This window comes from Microthrixaceae bacterium, assembly GCA_023957975.1.
Classification (GTDB): Bacteria; Actinomycetota; Acidimicrobiia; order Acidimicrobiales; family Microtrichaceae; genus JAMLGM01.
Window position 1 is genome coordinate 172639 of record JAMLGM010000009.1, and the last position, 20876, is coordinate 193514.

14 protein-coding genes are annotated in these 20876 nt (G+C 64.7%); 4 read left to right on the forward strand and 10 right to left on the reverse strand.

What is annotated here, in order from left to right; translation table 11 throughout:
• Positions 1-112 precede the first annotated feature (112 nt).
• Complete coding sequence (locus tag M9952_13530) at positions 113-2749, forward strand: cation-transporting P-type ATPase (GenBank protein ID MCO5313946.1); 2637 nt, start codon at positions 113-115, stop codon at positions 2747-2749.
• 57 nt (positions 2750-2806) lie between these two features.
• Here the strand turns inward: M9952_13530 and M9952_13535 are convergent, their stop codons facing one another.
• A complete protein-coding gene (locus tag M9952_13535; protein MCO5313947.1) occupies positions 2807-4237 on the reverse strand; it encodes an aminobutyraldehyde dehydrogenase in 1431 nt (476 codons plus the stop codon).
• Between the two features lie 187 nt (positions 4238-4424).
• Between M9952_13535 and M9952_13540 the strand changes: the two genes are divergently transcribed.
• Positions 4425-5804, forward strand: coding sequence for an aspartate aminotransferase family protein (locus M9952_13540; GenBank protein ID MCO5313948.1), 1380 nt, complete (start codon positions 4425-4427; stop codon positions 5802-5804).
• Positions 5805-5863: 59 nt separating this feature from the next.
• Here M9952_13540 and M9952_13545 read toward each other — a convergent pair whose 3' ends face one another.
• The 4 genes from M9952_13545 to M9952_13560 are packed head-to-tail and all read right to left on the reverse strand — an operon-like array spanning position 5864 to position 9916.
• Positions 5864-6661: an ABC transporter permease gene (locus tag M9952_13545; protein ID MCO5313949.1), complete on the reverse strand. Its 798-nt coding sequence runs from the start codon at positions 6659-6661 to the stop codon at positions 5864-5866.
• On the reverse strand, positions 6658-7515 hold the full coding sequence (locus tag M9952_13550) for an ABC transporter permease (GenBank protein ID MCO5313950.1): 858 nt from the start codon (positions 7513-7515) through the stop codon (positions 6658-6660). Before M9952_13550 ends, M9952_13545 begins: the two co-directional genes overlap by 4 nt.
• Positions 7516-7544: 29 nt before the next feature.
• Positions 7545-8717 (reverse strand): spermidine/putrescine ABC transporter substrate-binding protein, encoded by a 1173-nt coding sequence (locus tag M9952_13555; protein ID MCO5313951.1) that lies wholly within the window; start codon positions 8715-8717, stop codon positions 7545-7547.
• Between the two features lie 20 nt (positions 8718-8737).
• Positions 8738-9916, reverse strand: a complete 1179-nt coding sequence (locus tag M9952_13560) for an ABC transporter ATP-binding protein (GenBank protein ID MCO5313952.1) — start codon at positions 9914-9916, stop codon at positions 8738-8740.
• 132 nt (positions 9917-10048) lie between these two features.
• Between M9952_13560 and M9952_13565 the strand changes: the two genes are divergently transcribed.
• Positions 10049-11425 carry an FAD-binding oxidoreductase gene (locus tag M9952_13565; GenBank protein MCO5313953.1) on the forward strand — a complete coding sequence of 459 codons (1377 nt, stop codon included), beginning with the start codon at positions 10049-10051 and terminating at the stop codon, positions 11423-11425.
• Here the strand turns inward: M9952_13565 and M9952_13570 are convergent.
• Positions 11403-12710, reverse strand: a complete 1308-nt coding sequence (locus M9952_13570) for a DNA recombination protein RmuC (GenBank protein ID MCO5313954.1) — start codon at positions 12708-12710, stop codon at positions 11403-11405. The two genes, M9952_13565 and M9952_13570, sit on opposite strands and share 23 nt — an antisense overlap.
• A gap of 120 nt (positions 12711-12830) precedes the next feature.
• Between M9952_13570 and hrpA the strand changes: the two genes are divergently transcribed.
• Positions 12831-16727 carry an ATP-dependent RNA helicase HrpA gene (gene hrpA, locus M9952_13575; GenBank protein MCO5313955.1) on the forward strand — a complete coding sequence of 1299 codons (3897 nt, stop codon included), beginning with the start codon at positions 12831-12833 and terminating at the stop codon, positions 16725-16727.
• A gap of 14 nt (positions 16728-16741) precedes the next feature.
• On the opposite strand, the gene M9952_13580 is transcribed toward hrpA, so the two are convergent.
• From M9952_13580 to M9952_13595, 4 genes are read right to left on the reverse strand one after another with little or no spacing between them, the layout of a single operon-like run.
• Positions 16742-17710 (reverse strand): sulfate ABC transporter ATP-binding protein, encoded by a 969-nt coding sequence (locus M9952_13580; protein ID MCO5313956.1) that lies wholly within the window; start codon positions 17708-17710, stop codon positions 16742-16744.
• A gap of 7 nt (positions 17711-17717) precedes the next feature.
• Entirely contained in the window at positions 17718-18620 is a 903-nt protein-coding gene (locus M9952_13585) for a sulfate ABC transporter permease subunit (protein ID MCO5313957.1), read from the reverse strand.
• Positions 18613-19458, reverse strand: coding sequence for a sulfate ABC transporter permease subunit CysT (cysT, locus tag M9952_13590; GenBank protein MCO5313958.1), 846 nt, complete (start codon positions 19456-19458; stop codon positions 18613-18615). Before cysT ends, M9952_13585 begins: the two co-directional genes overlap by 8 nt.
• Positions 19455-20510 (reverse strand): sulfate ABC transporter substrate-binding protein, encoded by a 1056-nt coding sequence (locus M9952_13595; GenBank protein MCO5313959.1) that lies wholly within the window; start codon positions 20508-20510, stop codon positions 19455-19457. The genes cysT and M9952_13595 overlap by 4 nt, the downstream gene beginning before the upstream one ends.
• Positions 20511-20876 lie beyond the last annotated feature (366 nt).

A 20876-nucleotide genomic window follows, 5' to 3' on the forward strand; every position in this document is an offset into this window, starting at 1 on the left:
ACCCGAAGGAGCCTACGCGCCCATGAACCCGGTCTCTCCCGCCCAAACACGACCAGATGGCCGGCCATCCCCCACAACCGATGCTCCAGCTTGGACGCTCGAATCGGAGGTCGTGAGTGAGCAACTCGGCACCGACCGCTCCGAAGGGCTCTCGAGCGCAGAGGTGGCCCACCGCCTTGCCACCTTCGGACCCAATCGTCTGGCGGAAAAGCCGTCGACGCCCCTGTGGCGACGCTTTATCGATCAGTTCAAGTCCGTACTGATCCTGCTGCTCGCGATCGGAGCGGTGGCCGCAGCGGCTGTCGGCGATGTGAAAGACGCCATCGTCATCGCGTCGGTACTGGTCATCAACGCCATCCTCGGCACCGTGCAGGAAGCGCGGGCGGAGAACTCCCTCGACGCTCTCAAGGCGATGTTGTCAGCAACCGCTCGGGTGCGACGCGACGGGTCCCTCCACGATATCGACGCCACCGAATTGGTCCCGGGAGACGTGATCTCGCTCGAAGCCGGCGACCGGGTCCCTGCCGACGCCCGCATCCTGGCGAGCTACGACGGCGAAGCCGACGAGTCCTCATTGACCGGCGAGTCGATGGCGGTCGACAAGCGCGAGGCCGCCATCGCGAAGGCAGAGGTCCCGCTCGGCGACCGCAACAACATGATCTGGATGAACACCACGATCACTCGGGGGCGGGTCGAGGCGGTCGTCACCGCAACGGCCATGGACACCGAGATGGGCCGAATCGCCGAACTCCTCAACACCGCCGATCAGACCGAAACGCCGCTCGCCCGCCAACTCGACGGGCTCGGTAAGCGCCTGGCCGTGGTCGCAGGCTTCGCGATGGTCCTGTACCTGGTCGTGGGCATGTCCCGAGGGGAGACACTCGAGGAGATCATCGGTTCCGCAATCGGCCTGGCGATCGCCGCGGTGCCCGAAGGACTTCCCGCGGTCGTGACCGTCACCTTGGCCTTGGGCGTCAGCCAGGTCGCCAAACACAACGCGATCGTCAAGAACCTCGCCAGCGTGGAAACCCTCGGGTCGACCTCGGTGATCTGCTCGGACAAGACCGGCACCTTGACGATGAATCGCATGTCGGCGGTTGAATTGCAGTCGGCCGGGCAACGCCACGAGATCACGACCGACGGCGATTCGGTCGATATCGACGCAGCCTCGTTCGACGAGCCGCGCATACGCGACCTCCTCGAGTTGGCGGTGTTGTCCTCAGACGCCATCGTCACGCTCGGCGAGGGCGCCCGAGATGTCGGCGACCCGACCGAGGTCGGCATCGTGCGGCTCGCCGCCCAGGTCGGCATCGACGCTGAGACGCTTCGCCGAGACCGCCCTCGCGTTGCCGAAGTCCCGTTCGACTCCGGTCGAAAGTACATGGTCGCGGTCATCGACGAAGGAGACCCCGACAACGTTCGCTTCGCGATCAAGGGCGCCATCGACCGCCTGATCGGCCGATGTTCCGCGATGCGCGACGGCGACCGCACCGTTCCCCTCGGTGAGGAACAACGCGATCTCGTCTCGGCAGCGGTCGACGCCGCAGCGCGCCAAGGCCGCCGGGTGCTCGCCGTGTGCACCACCACCGCGCCGCGGTCGGTCATCGCCGGCGCGAACCAGGAGCGACTCGTCGAACTGTCCCGCGAGCTCGAACTCGTCGGCCTCGTCGGCCTCGCAGATCCCCCGCGACCAGAGGCCGCCGACGCAATCGCCCGCGCCCAACGCGCCGGAATCTCACTGAAGATGATCACCGGCGACCACCCCACGACCGCGACCGCCATCGCCCAGGAGATCGGCATCGTCGGCGACACGGTCTCGGGGACCGAACTCGACGGCTGGAGCGACGAGCATCTCACCGAACGGGTCGAGGACATCGGCGTGTTCGCACGGGTCTCGCCCGAACACAAGTTGCGTATCGTGCGCTCACTGCAGGCACGGGGCAACGTCACCGCGATGACCGGCGACGGGGTCAACGACGCACCCTCGCTGAAGCAGGCCGATGTCGGCGTGGCCATGGGCATCACCGGCACCGAAGTCTCCAAGGAGGCGGCCGACGTCGTCCTCGCCGATGACCAACTCGGCAGCATCGTCGCCGCGGTCGGTCAGGGCCGGGCGATCTACGACAACATCGTCACCTTCGTGCGCTTCCAGGTGGCGACCAACATCGGGGCGATCCTCACCCTCGTCGGATCACAACTCATCGGCTTGCCCAAACCCTTCGCCGCCATCCAACTGCTGTGGATCAACATCATCATGGACGGCCCCCCGGCGATGGCGCTCGGCACCGACAAGCCCAAGCCGGGCGTCATGCGGCGCAAGCCGCGCCGACCCGACGAGATCATCTTGAATCGCCACCGACTCGGCGTCATCGGCCTCCATGGCGCCATCATGGCGGCGGTCACGCTGTCGATTCTCAGCTACGGCGAACGCGAATGGGGCGAGGCCGTCGGCGCCACGATGGCCTTCACGGTGTTCGTGTTGTTCCAGATCGTCAATGCGTTCAACGTGCGAGCCGTCGGCACGCTCTTTCAGCCACACACGTTCACCAACAAGATCCTGTGGGGGGCGCTCGCACTGGTCACGGTGTTGCAGATCATGGTGATCGAGGCGCCGTTTATGAACAACCTCTTCGAGACGACCAATCTGACGCTCGGCCAATGGGGCATCTGCGTCGCGGCCGCGCTCACGCTCGGTGTCGTCGACGAGGTGCGTCGCATCATCACGTTCAAACGCGGCCAAAGCGACTGATCGGCCACACCGGTGGATCTTGGGTGCCCCGCCGCCGGGGCACCCAAGATCGCCTCGTCAGGCGTCGATGTTGCTCATAACGTGCTTGATACGGGTGTAATCGTCGAGAGCGTAGGCCGACAGGTCCTTGCCGTAGCCCGACATCTTGAACCCTCCGTGGGGCATCTCGGCCACGAGCGGAATGTGGGTGTTGATCCACACGCAACCGAAGTCAAGAGCGCGACTCATGCGCATCGCGGTTCCGTGATCGCTGGTCCACACCGAACTCGCCAGCCCGTACGGCGTGCCGTTCGCATAGGCGACGGCCTCGGGCTCGTCGCGAAACCGCTGCACCGTGATGACCGGACCGAAGATCTCGTTCTGAATGAGCTCGTCGGTCTGGCGCAGGTCACTGATGACCGTGGGGGCCACGAAGAATCCCGACTCGCCCACGCGTTCGGCGCCGATGCGCACCTGCGCGTGGTCGGGAACCCGCTCGAAGAAGCCGGTGACCCGGGCGAACTGAGCGGCGTTGTTCAACGGGCCGTACAACACGTCGGGGTCATCGGGAAATCCGGTGGAGGTGTTGCGCGCCTGTTCGGTGAGCCGTTCGACGAAATCGTCGTAGGCCCCATCGGCGACGAGAACACGGGTGGCCGCCGTGCAGTCCTGACCGGCGTTGAAGTAGCCCGCCACCGCGATGGCCTCGGCCGCCGCATCCAAGTCGGCATCGCCGAACACCACGACCGGCGCCTTTCCACCGAGTTCGAGGTGGCATCGCTTCAACGTCGCCGCCGCCTGTTGTGCCACCTCCATTCCGGCTCGCACCGATCCGGTGATGGACACGAGTTGTGGGATCTCGTGTGCGACCAGCGCCCGGCCGGTATCGCGGTCGCCGCAGATGACGTTGAACACCCCATCCGGGAGAAACTCGTTCATTAGTTCCGCCATCATCACCGTGGTGACCGGGGTCGTGTCGGAGGGCTTGAGCACCACGGTGTTGCCCGCGGCGAGCGCAGGGGCCCACTTCCACACCGCCATCATCATCGGATAATTCCACGGCGCGACCTGGGCCACGACGCCGATCGGCTCGCGTCGGATGGAACTGGTGTGACCCGACAGGTACTCGCCCGTCGCCGGCACGGCACCGGTACGGGCGGCGCCTGCAAAGAAGCGGATCTGGTCGACCATCGGGCCGATCTCCTCGCTCATCGTGAGCTCGACCGGCTTGCCGGTATTGCGCGACTCCGCAGCGACGAACTCCGCGGCGCGGGATTCGATCGCGTCGGCGATCTTCAACAGCGCGGCCTGGCGCTCGCTCGGGGTGGTGCGCCCCCACTGTGCGAACGCATCGGCGGCCGCCCGCGCTGCCCGGTCGACGTCGTCCACACCCGAACGAACCGCCGACGCGAAGACGTCTCCGGTACATGGATCGACGAGATCGGTCGTCTCCCCCGACGCAGCGTCAACCTGTTGTCCACCGATGAAGTTGCGAATCGTGTCCGTCATGAGCGAAGCCTTGCCCATCGCCACGCGGTTTGCAACGAGTCGCCTCACACCGCCGATGTTGCCCCATCGTCCCCATTGGTCAGGTTGATAGGGTTGCCGAGCAACCGGTGAGCCGGGCGAGTCGACGCGGCTAATTGATGCCCAACCGCCGACACCACTCGCCACGGCCCAATCTGAGGGAGCGAACATGCCAACACCGTCCAACCCCGTCCCGATCGAGCGGTTGACCGCGAACGCCAAGGCGATCGCGGAGACTGAAATGGCAACGGTGCTCGCCAACACGACCGCGTCAAAGGTGCTGTATGAGCGGGCGGTGCGCTCGATGCCCGGCGGCGTCGCGTCGAGCTTCCAACTCGGCGACCCGTACCCCATCTATCTGAGCCGCGGCGTCGGCGCGAACGTGTGGGACGTCGACGGAACGGAATACGTCGACTTTCACAACGGATTCGGATCCATCGCCGTCGGGCATGCTCATCCGGCGGTTGCCGATGCTGTCTGCACTGCGGCGCGCAGCGGCATGCACTTTGCGGTGACGGTAGAAAAGACGGTGGCGTTGGCGGAGGAACTGTGTCGACGTTTCGGCGTCGATCAGGTCCGGTTCACCAATTCGGGAACCGAGTCGAACATGAGCGCCATCCGCCTCGCCCGCGCCGCGACTGGACGAGAGGTCATCGCCAAGATCGAAGGCTCCTATCACGGCCACGTCGATCAACTCATGTACAGCTGCACACCTGGGGCCGAATCGATGGGCGGGCGCGACACCCCGGCCAAGACCCCGAAGTCCAAGGGCATGCCCAAGGACCTCGACCAGTGGATTCGCATCGTGCCGTTCAACGACGCTGATGCCTTCGAACGACTGCTCGAGGCCGAGGGGGATCAGATCGCCGCCCTCATCATGGAACCGGTGATGATGAACATCGGCATCGTGGTACCCGAACCGGGCTACCTCGAACGCATCCGCGAGCTGTGCACCCGCCACGGCGTGGTGCTGATCTTCGACGAGGTGAAGTGCGGGGTCACGATCGCCGCTGGCGGAGCCGCGGAACGCTTCGGCGTGAAGCCGGACCTGGCGAGCTGGGCGAAATCCATCGGGGGTGGCGCAGCCATCGGTGCCTTCGGCGGCAGAGCCGACCTCATGGATCACATCAACCACGGGGCTGCTCACCAAGGCACCTACAACGGCAACCCGTTGTCGGTCGCGGCGTCGCTCGCCACGCTCACCGAAGTCCTCACCGACGATGCGTACGTACACTTCGCGGCGCTCGGTGAGCGGCTCACCGCCGGCATGAACGAGGCGATCGCGGCCTACGGCATCCCGGCCCACACCGTCGACCTCGGCGCCAAGGGCTGCGTGACGTACCGACCCGAGCCGCTCACCAACTACCGCGACTTCCTCGACACCAATATGGATCTGTACCTGGCGTCGTACCCTTGGATGATCAACCGCGGCGTGTTCATGACCCCGGGCGACGAAGAACAGTGGACCCTGTCGGTGCAACACCGAGACGAACACATCGACCGTTACGTCAACGCCTTCGGCGAGCTCTGCGCCGCGCTCGCGGCCTGACGACAGGCGCGACGACCCGGACGGCAAGCGGCCGGGCACGGGTTTGGCGATCAGACGATCTAGCGTTCGCGTCGGCCCGACATGATGGTCGAGCCGACCAGGAGGAAGGTCGATACGAGCAGGATCATCGTCGCTAACACGTTGACCTGCGGGCGGAACTCAACCTTGAAGGAGTCCCAGATGTGTACGGGCATCGTGTTTGTCGAGCCCTTCACGAACGACGTGATGATGTAATCGTCTATCGAGAGGGCGAAACTCAACAGCGCCGCGGCGAACACGCCGGGCAGGATGAGCGGAAAGGTCACACGCCGAAAGGTCGACCACGGGTTCGCCCCCAGATCAGCGGCGGCCTCCTCAAGCCTCCAATCGAACCCACGGATGCGGGCCTTGACCGTCATGGCGACGAAACTCATACAAAAGACGGTATGGGCGATGATGATCGTCACCATGCCGCGGTCCATGTCGAGTGGGTCGATGAAGAGATTCAACAACGATGCGCCGAGCACGATCTCCGGCGTCGTGAGCGGTAGGACCAGGAAGACGTCGACGGCACTGTTTCCGCGGAAGCGGTACTTCGCTAGCGCCAGCGCTATGGCGGCGCCTGCCGCGGTGGCGATCGCCACCGACACCGCAGCGACGATGAGGCTCCGTTGGAAGGCGTCGGTGAGCTGCACGTCCTTGAACGGGTTCGCCCAGTTGTCCAGCGTGAACTCGCGCCACTGCAGGTTGTACTTACCCCGGGGCCTGTTGAACGAGAACACGACGATCCACAGGATCGGTGCAAACAGGTAGACGTACGCGAGGATCGAAATCACCAACAGCGGGGTGCGGCCACGACGTGACACCGAACCGCTCATGCTGCCAGCCCATCCGTTCCGAAGAGTTTCGAATAGATCAGAACCGCGACGGTGATGATCGCCATCAACACGAGTGAAATCGCTGCTGCCACCGGGTAGTTGAGCTGCACCAGAAACTGATCCTGCACGACCGACCCGATGGTCGTGAGCTTCGGGGTGCCGAGGAACCGGACGTTAATGAAATCTCCTGCCGCCGGAATGAACACCAGCAGCGACCCGGCGAACACCCCGGGCAGCGACAGCGGGAAGATGACCCGCCAGAATGCGGCAATCGGGCTCGCGTAGAGATCCTCGGCGGCCTCGGTGAATCGGAAGTCGATTTTTTCGAGTGCAACGTAAATGGGCAGGATCATGAACGGTAAGAAGTTGTAAGTCAGGCCGCCAACCACTGCCATCGGGGTACCCAAGAAGTTGAAGCCATCGCCGAAAGCCTTGCGTGCGAGATCGGTGACGAAGGACTGATTTCCCAAGATGGAGGTCCATGCGATGGTCCGAATCAAAAACGATGTGAAGAACGGGATCACCACCAGCCCGATCAACAGGTCCTTCCAACGGCCCCCATGAACGGCGATGAAATAGGCCAACGGATACCCGATGAGAAAAGCGAGCAACGTCGCGATCCCGGCAAAAAGGAACGACCTGCCGAACTGGGGAAGGTAGTCGACGAGGGCGGTGCTGAAGTTCGAGAACTCCCAGGAGAACTCGGGATTCTCGAACCTCGACGGCCGACTCGACAACGCTGAACGCACCAGCGTGAGGACCGGGGCGAGGAAGAACGCGACCATGAACAAGCCGCCCGGGCTCAACAACACCCACGGGGCGAAGCGTGCCGGCCTCCTCGTTTCGTCTGCCATCGTCGAAACCGATCGGTCGCGCTGGATGCCTAGTTGCCCTGCAGCTTGGAAAACGCTGCGTCGAGGGCTTCCTCGTCCGAATCACTGAGGTTGCCGAATGAGCGCAGATTCGCCTTATCGGCATCCGTCGGGAACATGAGCGGGTTCGCGGCCAACTCCGCTGCCTCTCCGCCCTTGCGCTCAAGTTCCTCCTTCACCCCCTGCACCGGTGAGATGAACTGCACATACTCGGCGATGCGTGCGGCGTTGACCGGGTCATAGACGAAGTCCATGAACTTCGCTGCCGCCTCGATGCCGTCAGCACCCTTCGGCACGATCATCGCGTCGGCCCACAGCGTCGCTCCGGACTCCGGGATGACGAACTTGCAGTCCGGATTGTCGAGTGCAAGCTGAGCGATGTCGCCCGACCAACCCAGGCATGCCACCAGGTTGCCTGTCGCCAGGTCATCGAGATAGTCGTTGCCGTGGAAGCGCCCGACTTGTCCCGAATCGACCTGTTCCTGGATCAGGTCCAGAACCGGTTGCATGTTTGCCGCAGTCGGATTCTCGATGTCAACGTCCATCGCCATGCCGAGGATGCCGAGGGTGTCCCGGTATTCGGTGAGCAAACCGATCTTGCCCTTGAACGCCGGATCCCACAGGTCCTCGACGGTGTGCAGCTCACGTCCGGCTGCGGCCTGGTTGAAGCAGATGCCCGCCATGCCGGCCTGCCACGGCAGACTGAACTCACCGGTCGGATCCCACGTCGGCGTATCGAATTGCGGGTCGAGGTTCTTGGCGTTCGGGATGAGGTCGAAGGGCAACTTCTCGGTCCAACCAAGCGAGATCAGACGTCCCGCCATCCACGAGGTCGGGGCGATGAGGTCCGGCTCGATCGGCTTGCCGGCACTGAGCAGCGGCTGAATCTTCGCGAAGTACTCGTAGTTGTCGTTGAACTCTTCGGTGTAGCGGAACTTGATACCGGAGGCTTCCTCGAAGAGCCCGACCGTCTCCTCATCGATGTAACTCGGCCAGTTAGCGAAATACAGACTCTTCACATCCTGAGAACTCGAAGAGCCCCCCGATCCGCCGGCGTCGGTGTCGTCGGAGCCACATGCGGCGAGCAACGACGGAGCGATCGCGAACCCTCCGAGGGCAATGCCGCTACGCCCCAGGAACTGACGACGGCTCAGGGCAGGACGACGGTGGTGGTGATTGGACATGTCTGCCTCCTCGGGCACAGTTACAGAACGGTTTCATCCTCATCGGCGTTCGTGACACCGGCTTGTGATAGATCGATTTCTTCGTTGACGACGAAGGCCCCCTCGGGAAGCCAGGACAACACCACGGGCCCGCCGGGCGACACATCCGAGGGCATGTCATCGATATGAACATGGGCGACCAAGATCGAACCGGTGCCGCTGACAGCCTCGCAGCGAAGCACCGGCCCCTGGAACACGACGCTACGCAGGGTGGCATCGATACTCCCTCCGATCTCACGCTCAGGCGCCGACGCGCTGATGTCGAGGCGTTCGGGCCGGATCATCACCGCACCCTTCGCCCCGGCCGAATACCGGCGCCCGACCGTCGGCACGGAGAACTGCGACCCCATCGACGAAGTCGCCGAGACAACGTCGGAATGCACGGCGTCGAGTTGCACCGGTATCAGGTTCGCGGTCCCGATGAACCCGGCGACGAAAACGGATTCCGGGTAGTTGTAGATGTCGGTCGGCGAACCGATCTGGGCGACACGACCCTGGCTCATGACCGCGATGCGGTCACTCATCGTGATCGCCTCTTCCTGATCATGAGTGACGAACACGAACGCGATGCCCAACTCACGCTGGATGCGCTTCAATTCGAACTGCATGTTCTGACGCAACTTGAGGTCGAGCGCGGCAAGCGGCTCGTCGAGTAGCAGCGCCTTGGGGTTGTTGACCAGCGCACGGGCCAAGGCGACCCGTTGCTGTTGACCGCCGGACAGTTGCGCTGGCTTACGGCTACCGAACTCGCCGAGCGCCACGAGGTCGAGCATCACCTCAGCCTGTTCGCGACACTGCGCCTTGGGCACTTTCTTGGATCGAAGCCCGAAGGCGACGTTGTCACGAATGCTCATGTGGGGAAACAAGCTGTATTGCTGGAACACCGTGTTGACGTCGCGTTTGTACGCCGGCACGTTCGACACGTCCTGGCCGTCGATTCGAATGGCGCCTGACGTCGGCTGCTCGAATCCAGCGATCAGCCGCAAGGTCGTCGTCTTGCCACAGCCCGATGGCCCGAGCATCGAGAAGAACTCACCCGAGGCGATTTCGAAATCGGCTTCCTCAACCGCGCGGTAGTTGCCGTAGTGCTTCGAGACGTGGTCGACGGAGATCATCGTCGAAGCCGAGTCGGGCGTGTCCGTCAGTTGGGAATTGACCATGTCTCGATCCCTTCCACGCCAGAGCCCCGGCGTGACGTCTCGGCGAAAACTAGTGGCCCGAAACCGTGTTGACCACCAAAAGCCGATTCAACGGCGTCCAAGCACCCGGGGGGCTCCGGATAGCGTGCCGACATGACCGTGTTGTGGAACGACTACGCCGATAGTTCGACCGGCGATCGGCGCCAGCACTGGCACCGCAGGCCGTTCGGATCGCAACCGGATGACGATCGGGACTGGGACGTGGCGATCGTCGGCGCTGGATTCACCGGCCTGTGGGCCGCCCGTTCGCTCCTCGAGGCAGACACTTCGCTGTCGGTGGTCGTGCTCGAGGCCGAACGCGTCGGATTCGGGGCATCGGGTCGCAACGGTGGGTGGTGTTCGGCGTTGTTCGCGACCTCGTCGTCGACACTGGCCCACCGGTTTGGGGCGCAGGCGGCTGCTGCGATGCAGGCAGCGATGCGCGCGACCGTCGACGAGGTCGCCCGCGCCGCGGCCGAGGACGACATCGACTGCGACTTCGCCAAGGGCGGAACCCTCACCGTCGCGACCCTGCCGCAACACGTCGATGCAATTCGGTCGGCCGCGCTCGCGGAGACCGACGCGCACTGGCTCGATCCGACCGCGGCAACCGCCCGATTCGCTACCGCCTCCAACCATGGGGCCGCCTACACGCCACACTGTGCGGCGGTTCATCCGGGCAAGCTCGTTCGCGGTCTCGCCGCGACCGTCGGCGAACGCGGCGTCCGCATCGCGGAACGTTCACCGGTGGCCAAAGTGCTTCCGGGCCGCCTCCTTTTGCGGGACGGCACGGTGGTGCGCGCCAACAACATCATCCGCGCAACCGAGGGCTACACCTCCACCATCACCGGGTTTCGACGGCGGGTGGTCCCGATCTACTCCCTCATGATTGCGACCGAACCGCTCGCCGACTCCGTGTGGGACGAGATCGGGCTGAGGTCCCGCGAGACATTCACCGACGGGCGTCGCGTCATCATCTACGGCCAACGCACCGCCGATGGCCGCATCGCGTTCGGCGGACGCGGAGCTCCGTACCATTTCGGCTCTCGGATCCGACCCGGCTTCGACATCGACCGACGGGTCTTTGATCAGATCGAGACGACGTTACGAACCCTGTTGCCCCAGATAGGGGGTGCTCGAATCACCCACCGGTGGGGAGGCCCGCTCGGGGTCCCACGCGACTGGATGTCCTCGGTCGGGTTCGACGCGGTCTCGCGGATCGGCTGGGCGGGCGGATATGTGGGCGACGGAGTGTCGACGACGAACCTCGCAGGGCGGACCCTTGCCGATCTGGTCCTTGGGCGTCCGACCGAGTTGACCTCGTTGCCCTGGGTGCAACACCGCTCCCCCAACTGGGAACCCGAACCGGCTCGGTGGATCGGAATCAATGCCGGCCGCGCGCTCGCCGAAGCAGCCGACCGGATCGAGAACCGCGGCCATCACGTTCCGGCCCTGCTCGAACGCACGCTCACTCGCCTGACGGGAGGCTGAGTTCTCCACCCGGCTCAGCATCCGGGTCGCCGCCGCCGCTTCCGCCCGACGCCAGGACCGGGACCGTCGGAGTGCGAGCGAGCGCCGCCACCGTTGCCATCTCCGGCACCTTCTTGGTCGATCCGGCCCCAACCTCGGCCAGCTTGCGGGCCGTTACCAGCATCCTGCCTTCGAGCGAGCCGACCGACCGGTTGTAGCTCTCAACAGCGCTGTTCAGCCGAGCTCCGACCGCCGCGTATCCATCGAGGAAATTCGCGATCCGTTCGTGGAGTTCGGCACCGAGCCGTTGAATCTCGGCGGCCTCCTCCTCGGCGCGACGCTCGCGCCAACCGAGCGCGATTCCGCGAAGCAGTGGAAGCAGCGAGCTCGGGGTGGTCAGCACCACCCCCTTGGTCGCGGACGTCTCGAACAACGACGGGTCGGCATCGAGCGCGGCGGTGAGGAACGCGTCGCCGGGGAGAAACAACACGACGAGATCGATCGCCCCGTCGACCCCGCTGGTGTAGTTGCGGTTCGACAGCGCGTTGACATGGCCAGCGAGCGAGCGAGCGTGCTCGACGAGCAATTGCCGCTCTGCGTCGGGGTCGTCGCTGTTGGCGGCCTCGAGGTAGCGGTCGAGCGGCACCTTGGCGTCGATCACGATCGATCGGCCATTGGGCAGTCCGACGACGACATCGGGGCGAATCGTCTGGCCATCGGCAACCGAGGACTGCTGCTCGACGAAGTCGGTGTGTCGCTCCAGCCCCGCCAGTTCCAGGACTCGCCGAAGCTGCACCTCGCCCCAGGTACCGCGTACCCGGCTGTCTCGGAGCGCGCTGTGAAGGCGCGCGGCCTCGCTTCGGGTTGCCTGGGTCGCCTGGGTCAACTCGCGAACCATCGACTCCAGTGAGTTCGTCGCCTGGGACCGCTCGCGTTCGAGCGAGGACAGCCTCGCCCCCAACGCGTCGAGCGCCGCGGCGATGCGCTCGCTGTGCTGGTTCAGCAGCGTCGAAGTTCCATTCGCCAACGCCCCATAGCGCGTCTCCGCCAGTTGAAGAAACTGCTGCGACTGCCCGGCAAGCGCCTGCTGCGACACGGCACCGAATGCCGCGAGTTGTTGTTGATCGCTAGCCCGTGAAGCCTCGGCCCGAGCGAGTGCCTCGCGCAGTTCGCCTTCGCGTCTGGCGGCTTCGACCTGCACCGCGGCCATGTCGGCACCCGATACGCCACCTCCCTCGCGACGCACCAACGAGAGCGTCGTTAACACGATGAGTGCGACCAACAGGATCACCACGAGCCATTCCATGGCTTCGCACGGTACGGGCAACCCCTGACACTCAAGATGCGGCGGCCCCAAGCCCCGCCGCCAGCAAGCTCAGTAACTGGCGCCAGGGACTCGACCGCGCCCACGTAGCCTGGTGACGCCATGTCCAGCCTCCCCCAACCGGGCGCATCACCGGACCCTCAACCCACCCCGGCCGCACCGTCCGTCGGCGAACGCTCCGCGAGCGTCGTCGCACCCGACCTACCGATCCACGAACGACACGACGAGATCGTGGCAGCCATTCGACAACACCAGGTGGTGGTCATCGCCGGGGAGACCGGATCGGGCAAGTCCACCCAGCTTCCGAAGCTCTGTCTTGAGGCCGGCCGCGGTGCCGTCGATCCCGACACCGGCCGAGCCCGCTGGATCGGCCACACCCAGCCCCGCCGCATCGCCGCCCGGTCGATCGCCGAACGCGTCGCCGAAGAACTCGACGAGACCATCGGCGGCATCGTGGGCTACAAGGTCCGGTTCAACGACGAGGTCGGCGCATCCACGCGCATCAAGGTGATGACCGACGGCATCTTGTTGGCCGAAGTTCAACGCGACCGGAACCTGCGCGCCTACGACACGATCATCATCGACGAGGCCCACGAGCGATCGCTCAACATCGATTTCCTCCTTGGATACCTCAAGCGCCTCCTACCGAAACGACCCGATCTCCACGTCATCATCACCTCCGCGACGATCGACACCGCACGCTTCAGTGCCCATTTCGACGATGCGCCCGTCATCGTCGTCGAAGGTCGCACCTATCCGGTGGAGGTCCGCTACCGACCGCTGGATCCCGCCGAGGCCCTCGCGGCCGCCGGTGTCGCCAACGCCGGAGACGACCTCGGCGATCCACTCGACATCGCCGAGGGCATCTGCGCCGCGGTCGACGAATTGTCCTCCGAAATCGACGGCGACGTGCTCGTCTTCTGCTCGGGCGAACGCGAAATCCGCGAGGCCGCGGCAGCGCTTGAGGATCTGAAACTGCCCGACACCGAGGTCTTCCCGCTGTTCGCACGCCTCTCTGCGGCCGAACAGCACCGCGTTTTCGAACCTCACCGAGGGCGGCGCATCGTGTTGGCCACCAACGTGGCCGAGACCTCGCTGACCGTCCCCGGCATCCGGGCCGTCATCGACCCCGGAACCGCCCGCATCTCCCGTTACTCGAATCGCACGAAAGTCCAGCGCCTCCCCATCGAAGAGGTCAGCCAAGCCTCGGCGAACCAACGGGCCGGACGCTGTGGTCGGGTGGGCCCGGGTATCTGCATCCGGCTCTACAGCGAGGAGAACTTCGTCGCCCGGCCCGAGTTCACCGAACCCGAAATCCGCCGCACCAACCTCGCGGCGGTAATCCTTCAGATGGCGAATCTCGGGCTCGGCGACGCGTCGAGGTTTCCGTTCGTCGAGGCCCCATCGGAACGCAACATCCGCGACGGCATCGCACTGCTCGAGGAACTCGGCGCCGTCGATCCGCGCCGACACGGTACCCGCCGGTGGCTCACCCCGATCGGCCGCCAACTCGTGCGCATGCCGGTGGACCCACGGTTCGGACGCATGGTGCTCGAAGCGGTCGACAACGGCGCGCTCGACGAGGTGATGATCATCGCCGCCGCCATGTCGATCCAGGACCCACGCGAGCGCCCGTTCGACAATCGCACCGCGGCCGACCAGTCGCACGCTCGGTTCAAGCACCCCGACAGCGACTTCCTGACGTATCTCAACCTGTGGAACCACCTCGTCGCAGAGCGCGAGGCGCGGTCGGGCAATCAGTACCGCAGGATGTGTCGCCAGGAGTTCCTCAACTACAACCGAATCCGCGAGTGGCAGGACATCTACGGACAGCTCCGACGATCCACCAAAGCTCTCGGCTTCATCCCCAATACCGCCCCGGCGGCAGCCGATCAGGTCCACATCTCGCTGCTCGCCGGGCTGCTGTCCCACATCGGCATGCGCAACAACGCCCAACGCAGCGGCGTCGAAACCCGCCAGCACCGAAGCCACGGCCATCGAGAAGGCGGCGACCGCCGGGCATCACGCGACTACATCGGCGCACGAAACGCTCGCTTCACCATCGCCCAGGGATCCTCGTTGACGAAGTCTCCGCCCGAATGGGTGATGGCGGGTGAACTCGTCGAGACCGACCGGATGTGGGCGCGAACGCTCACCAAGATCGATCCAGCGTGGGCCGAACGGCTCGGCGAGCATCTGTGCAAGTACTCCTACGGCGAGCCGTGGTGGGACCGCGGGCGAGGAGCGGCACTCGTCACCGAACGCGTCACCCTGTACGGCCTCCCGATCGTCGGCGACCGTCGTGTGCAACTCGCGTCCGTCGACCCAGCGCTCGCCCGCGACCTGTTCATACAACACGCTCTCGTCGAAGGCGACTGGGACGCTCACCACAAGTTCATCGACCGCAACGATCGGGTCGCGTCCGAGGCCGCACAGGTCGAGGCTCGCGCACGCCGTGGCGACCTCGTGGTCACCCACCATGAGATCTTCGATTTCTACGACGAGCGCGTGCCTCCGACGGTCACCAACACCGCAGCGTTCAACGAATGGTGGAAGGCCGAACGGCGCACCAACGGCAAGCTCTTGGACCTCACACTCGACGACCTGCTCGTCGACGACCCCGACGAGATCATCGACCACGACGCCTTTCCCGATACGTGGAACGTCGACGGCCACGACCTCGCTGTCACCTACGAATTCGACCCCCTCAGCGATCACGATGGTGCGACCATCACGATCGACGTCGGGGTCCTCGGCCAGATCCAGCCCGACGTGTTCGACTGGAACGTCCCGGGATTCCGCGACGAGATGGTCGACGCACTCATCCGAACGCTGCCGAAGCAACTTCGCAAGCTGTTCGTCCCCGTCCCCGAGACGGTCGAACTCATTCGCGACGACCTCGAGGCGAACGGCAGCAGCTTCTTATCTTCGGTGCGACAGGCGCTCAACAAGTTGATCGATACGCCGCTTCCAGCCGACGCGTTCGATCTCGACCGATTGCCGACTCACCTTCGCCCGTCGTTCCGCATCGTCGACAGCGACGGCGTCGAACTCGCCGCAGGCAAGGATCTTCGAGTGCTCGCGCATGAGGTGCGCCAACATGCCGACGAGGTGGCAACCCAGGTGGACTCCGGCCTCGAGCGGTCCGGCATTCGGACGTGGGACCTGGGCGAACTCCCACGGGTGGTGCAGCGTCACGTGGGTGGCCGCCTCCTCAAGGCCTACCCCGCGCTCGCGGATGACGGCGACTCGGTGGCGGTGGTCGCCTGCCCCAGCGCGGAAGAGCAGGCAGCGATGATGTGGGAAGGCACGCGCCGACTGCTTCGACTACAGATGCCCAGCCCGGCACGACAGGTCGACTCCCTGCTGGACGAACGCACGAAGTCGCTCATGACGACCGGGGCCATCGCGTCGAAAGTCGAGTGGTACAACGACATCATCGCAACGACCCTCGACCGTCTCCTCGCAGACGCTGGCGGACCGGCCTGGAACGAGCCGGCCTGGGCGCGCCTCGTCGCGGATGCCCGCAACGGATTTCACGACGCGCTCGTGCTGAGCTGCGCCGCTGCTTCGAGGATCATTGCAGCGCATCGCGACATTCGCGCTGCCATGGCGTCCTCGGTCTCGGAGGCGCTCGACCCAGCCATGGTCGACATCGCCGAGCAACTCGATCGACTCCTGTATCCGGGTGTGCTCACGGCGGTGGGGTACGACCGGCTCGACGATATCGAACGGTACCTTCGCGCCGTTCTGCGGCGACTCGACGCTCTCCCCAACAATGTGCGCCGCGACGCTGAGCTGATGCAACGGTGTCGGGCGCTCGAATCCGACTACGACAGCCTCCTCGCCACGGTACCGATGAGCGACGACGTCGAGGCGGTCGGCTGGATGCTCGAGGAGTTCCGTGTCAGCTCGTTCGCCCAGCAACTCCGAACCAGCGTCCCGGTGAGCGAGAAGCGCATCCGAAACGAGATTCACCGCCTGGCGCGAGGGTTGTGAGCGCCCGTTGGCCCTCAGCCGACGAGAACCTGCGAGAACGCATGAGACAAGTACACCTCGTCGCCCTCGCGCAGATCGAGATCGACGGCCTCGCGTCGTGTGAGCTGAACCGTTACGGTCTCGTCTGGCTCCCCGATCACCTCGCGCATCGCATCGAGGCGAACTTCGAAACCGACCCGTAGCAGCCGGGTCACCCGAGCGCCGAACGCGTGCGGTACCGCTGAGGTGGTGACCGCTATGTCGTGGGGTCGAACCAGCTCACCGTTGAGGCGCGTTGTCGGGCCGAGAAATCCCATCACAAAGTCGTTGCGAGGGTGGTCGTAGAGATCGTCGGGCGAGCCGACCTGTTCAACGCGACCCTGATTGATGACCACGATTTCATTCGACACTTCCAGTGCCTCTTCCTGGTCGTGGGTCACGAACACCGTGGTCACGTGCACCTCGTCGTGGAGCCGTCGAAGCCAGTCGCGCAACTCCTTTCGAACCTTCGCATCGAGCGCGCCGAACGGCTCATCGAGCAACAACACGCTCGGTTCCACCGCCAACGCCCGGGCAAGGGCCATTCGTTGGCGTTGCCCACCCGAAAGCTGCGCCGGAAGCCGATCGGCGAACTGGTCGAGGTGAACGAGTTCGAGCAACTCCATCACCCGTTTGCGGATCTCCTCCTTGGGGGTCTTGCGAATCTCCAGACCGAAGGCGACGTTGCGAAACACGCTCAGGTGCTTGAACGCCGCATAGTGCTGAAACACGAAGCCGACGTTTCGCTGTTGGGGACGAACCCAGGTGGTGTCCGCTCCGTTGATCTCGACCACCCCCGAGTCGGGATCGTCGAGGCCGGCGATGATGCGCAACAAGGTCGTCTTGCCTCCACCGGACGGGCCGAGCAGAGCGGTCAGGTTGCCGCCACCGATATCGACCGAGACGTCGTCCAACGCCACGAAGTCGCCGAATTTCTTGTTGATGTTGCGAGCGGAGATGGTCATGGCGATGTCACTTCTGGTGCGAAGGGCGAATGATGGTGATGACGATCAGGCACAGGATCGTCGCGGCCGCGAGTACCAACGAGGCGCTGTACGCGCTGAGTTCGTCGAACTCGGCATAGCGCTCCTCCACCAAGGAGGTCACGCTCTGGGTAGACCCGGCCACTCCCCCGGCGGTGACGACCTTGACCGCCCCGAACTCACCGAGCGAACGGGCGAGCGCCAACACCACCCCGTACGCCACCGCCCATTTGATGGACGGCAGGGTGATGCGTCGGAAGGTCTGGAACCACGATGCGCCCAACACGGTCGCTGCCTGTTCCTGCTCGGTGCCGATCTCCTCGAGCACGGGCACGATCTCCCGGACGACGAGCGGCATCGAGACGAACACCGTGGCCAACACGATTCCCGGGAAGGCGAAGATCACGTCGATGCCAGCAGCGTCGAGGGCCGGACCGAACCAGCCGTTGCGCCCGTACGCGAAGATCAGCGCCAGACCGGCGACGATCGGCGACACCGACAGCGGCAGGTCGACAAACGTGCTGAGCAGACGCCGTCCGGGGAACCGGTACCGCACCAACAAGAGCGCCACGGCGATGCCGAACACCGTGTTGATGATCACCGCGTACGCGGCCGCGTAGGCCGTCACGGTGAAGGCGTGGACCATGTTCGCCTCGGTCAGTCGTTCCCACACGGCGCCGGCACCCTGTGCGAACGTCCGCTGTGCGACCATCGCCAACGGGACGACGATCAAGATCACGATGTAGCCGACGGCGACCAGACGGAGCGCGAGGGTGCTCGAGCTGCGTCGGCGTCGTGGGCGGAGCGAACGATGTGGCTTCGTCGCCGGCACCGGGATCGCCGCGCTTTCCTCCGGCATCGGGTCAGCGGCGAGCGATTCGACCTCAGGCACGACGCACCGCCCATCGCCGCAACCCGTCGATGCTCAGCAACGCGACGACCGCAACGACCAACAGGACGCTCGCCACCGCTGCAGCGCCCGCCGGGTTATCGTTCTCGTTGAGCGACAGAATGCGCACCGCCGCAACCTCCGTGCGAAACGGTAGGTTGCCCGAAATCAGCACCAGCGAACCGTATTCACTGACCGCTCGAGCGAAGCAAAGCGCCGTTCCTGCTGCGATCGCCGGGGCGAGGTTCGGCAGGACGATCCGGCGAAAGATCGTCGTGCGGCTGGCCCCGAGAGAGGCCGCTGCCTCCTCGACGTCACGGTCCAACTCCAAGAGGACCGGCTGCACGGCTCGAACGACGAAGGGCACCGTGACGAACAACAGGGCGATGAAGATTCCGACCCGCGTGTTTGCGAAGTGCAGCCCGACGGGACTGTCCGGCCCATAGAGCGACAACAAAACGAGTCCGGCGACGATGGTCGGCAGGGCGAACGGGACGTCGATGACGAGATCCAGGACCGCCTTGCCGGCAAAGTCGTCACGCACCAGGACCCATGCGACGAGTGTGCCCATGACGACGTTCACGATCGTCACCAGCACGGCCTGGCCGATGGTGAGCCTCAGCGCTGCCGCCGTCGACGGATTGGAGAGCGCATGCCAGTACCCGCTCCACCCGTTGCCGGTCGCCTTCACCACCACCGCAGTGAGCGGAATGAGGACGAGCAGGCTGAGCCAGATGCTCACGACGCCGAGCGTGAGCGCCGAGCCTCGGGTCAGCGGGGCGCCGTCGTCCCGCGAGCCAACGTTGCCCGCAACGACGCCGGCAGTATCTGTTCCGGTCACGTGGTGCCCTTACCCGATGCGTTCTGGATACGCGTGATCAAGCCATCGGCGCCGTCCTTGTCCTTCGTTGCGAAGAACCTGGTGTTGATCTCAGACCAGCCACCGAGATCGGCGATCGTCACGATGTTCGCGTCGGTCGGGAACGGGTTCTGGGAGTCATTGGCCCCTTCCACATCGACGGCCTCGACGTCGATCACCGGGCGGAAACCTTTCGAGGCGAAGATCCGCTGACCTTCCTCGCTCAGGATGAATTCGTGATACTCCGCGGCCGCCGGGTTTGCGCCCTTGGTGACGGCTGCCGGGTTGTCGATCCGCAATGTCGTGTCGGGAATGAGGTAGTCGAACGCCTCGCCACTCTGACGGGCAAAGATCGCCTCGTTCTCGTAGCTGACGAGCACATCGCCCACGCCGTTCTGAAACGCCGTCGTGGCTTCACGTCCCGACCCGGCCAGGGTGACGGCATTCTCAAAGAACCTGGTGAGGAACGCTTCCCCGGCCGTATCGCCACCACCGCCTTCAATCGCATGGGCCCAGGCCGCCAGAATGTTCCATCGCGCCGCGCCCGAGGAGCCTGGATTGGCGGTCACGATGCCGACCCCCGGCTCCACGATGTCGTCCCATCCGCGGATGTTCTTCGGATTCCCGTCCCGAACGACGAGAACGACGACCGAACTCGAGATGATCCCCCGGGTCGGGCCGCTGTTCCAGTCCTCGTCGACAAGTCCTGCCTTCACGAGTCGAGTGACATCGCCCTCGAGCGAGAAGTGCACGTAGTCAGCCTTCTTCCCCTCGGCCACCGCGCGACTCTGGTCGCCAGATGCACCGTAGGAGGATTCGAAGCGAACCCCCTGGCCGTCCGCCGTCTTCTCCCAGGCGGCCTGCACCGCGTCGTGGGCAGCCTTCGGCACGGCAAACCCGACGATTGAGACCGCGCCGGCGGCGTTGTCGCCGAACTCGTTGTCCGCCGTGGCGTTGCTCCCCGGAGAGCAGGCTGTCAGGACGCTCACCGAGAGCAGTGCTGACAGGCCGGCGGTTGCAAGGGTTCGCTTCACGGGATGTGAACCTAGATAAATCCGATCCATTTGGTCAAGAATAATTTCGACTTAATTGGTCAAGATTCTTCAACCCGGCCGATCCACGTCAGCACGCAGGCGCGACTGCGCCGTCGGCCCGCCACCGGCCGGTTCGGATCTTCGTTGCGGGCGCCAAGCTTCGTTGTCGGGGGTCGCGTTTAGTGTCATACACATGTTCGAGGGCTTCGACACCGAACTGAATAGCCTGGGTTCCGGGATCGACGATGTGGCGGTCCTGTTCGAGCTGCAACGCCGTTTGGATCTGCACATGATCGACGTGGTGGGCGAACTGGATGCTGTTGGGATGACCGACGTCGTCGAGGGCCTGTCCACCAAAGCGTGGGT